At 49.0% G+C, this 1250-nt stretch carries 1 protein-coding gene; it reads right to left on the bottom strand.

Features of this window, described 5'->3' with window-relative positions; all coding sequences use genetic code 11:
• Positions 1–237: 237 nt before the first annotated feature.
• A partial coding sequence (locus J5224_RS28515) for a hypothetical protein (RefSeq protein ID WP_264628468.1) occupies positions 238–1250 on the bottom strand: 1013 nt, incomplete at its 5' end.

The following is a 1250-nucleotide window of genomic DNA, read 5'->3' as shown; positions in this document are numbered from 1 at the left end:
AAAACAAAAAAAGAATAAAAATTAACTCATTGAAAAATATATAATTTAAAAGTCATCTGGTTGGCACAACGTCCTCATCAGTGACAGCGTGCGCCACGCACGAATGCACCAACTGTCTCCATATAGAGACACAATGCTAATGTTTATTTATTTTTGTTTAATTTCAATTAATTATATGTCTCCTAATGGAGACATATAAACATGGCTTCTGTCGCCATTTTCCAACAGTCAGCTGGACTACCCCACAATAAAGCCATGCAAATCCTGGTGTAACTGTTGCAGCGATTTGTCGTCAAGATAAGGCAAGTGCCCCGACTCATACCGATGAAATTGCAGATTAGCGCGCAGTTTTTCCGGCAAAGAGAGGTGATTAAGGTGATATTGCGCGACAAAGTAAGGTGTCGCCAGATCGTAAATCCCCCCGAGCACCATCACTTTCATACGCGGATTCATTTTCATGGTTTCGGACAATGCAGGCAGCAGATTGAAAGAACGGTTTTCTGGCGTCATATTCCAATGGTAAATGGCATTCGAGTCAGAAACATAGTCTTGCAGCGTGTTCACGTTCAATCCCTTTGCCAGATAGTCGCGATACGCCGAAATAAACCCCGAGCCGATAGTCATAACGGGATCGTAATCGCTTCGTGCAGCCATTCTGTCCAGCGAAGCGCCACGGTAGCGACCATCCGTGCGGCTGACGGTGTCGCCCTGATCTGCCAGCAGTTTTTTGACAAACAGCGGGCCTGAAATGCGCAAATCGGCCTTAACCCACTCGCGCGCGGGTATACCGGTGTAGCGGGCAAGCTGCTCAGCGAGTTCTGCTTTCTGCGATTCTGGCAACAGATTGCCCTGAGTTAACGCCTGAGCATAAGGGCCGAGGGAGAACTGCTCAACTTCAGTCAGCAAATGATCCAGGTTTTCAGCGACGTGTGGTGGCTGCTGATAATAATGGGCGATAGCCGCATAGGTCGGCAGCGCCAGATAATAGGGCTGATCGATGCCGGGGTTGGATTCGGGACGATCGATATCAATATCCTGGCTCAGATACTGCGACAGCAAAATAATACCGTTAACATCCACGTTGTGCTGCACCTTTAGCCGGTTAGCCAGCGCCACCGTGCGTGTGGTGCCGTAGCTCTCACCGAGCAGGTAACGCGGCGCATTCCAGCGCTGATAGCGGCTCAGAAACTGCGTGATAAATTGCGCAAACGCCTGTGCGTCTCCATCAATACTGTAGGCGTCATTCGCCT

Source organism: Candidatus Symbiopectobacterium sp. NZEC135 (genome assembly GCF_025962695.1).
The sequence above is the reverse complement of the archived record's forward strand: the minus strand, read 5'-3'. Positions and strand labels throughout refer to the sequence as shown.